Below are 273 nucleotides of genomic sequence, written 5' to 3'. Positions count from 1 at the left end.
GGCGTTTGCACACATTTGGGCTGTGCACCAAACTACCGTCCTGATGTGGGCGCGGTGGATTTAGGTGGTAATGATTGGTACGGCGGATTTTTCTGTCCGTGTCACGGGTCGAAATATGACTTAGCAGGTCGCGTATATAGCGGCGTCCCTGCACCACTTAATTTACCCGTTCCAGAATATGGTATGGATGGTACCATCTTGACGGTTGGGGAGGCTTAATATGAGTATGGGTAAAAAGTTAATGCATTGGGTGGACGCGCGTTTTCCAGCGAC

1 protein-coding gene is annotated in these 273 nt (G+C 50.2%); it reads left to right on the top strand.

Going from position 1 to position 273, the window contains the following annotated elements:
- Positions 1–219 (top strand): Rieske 2Fe-2S domain-containing protein (locus SB772_RS41040; RefSeq protein WP_410838656.1); only part of this gene is annotated, 219 nt, incomplete at its 5' end.
- Positions 220–273: the final 54 nt, after the last annotated feature.

This window comes from Paraburkholderia sp. SIMBA_030 (assembly GCF_046535245.1).
GTDB lineage: Bacteria > Pseudomonadota > Gammaproteobacteria > Burkholderiales > Burkholderiaceae > Paraburkholderia.
This window is presented reverse-complemented; position numbering and strand designations above follow the sequence as displayed.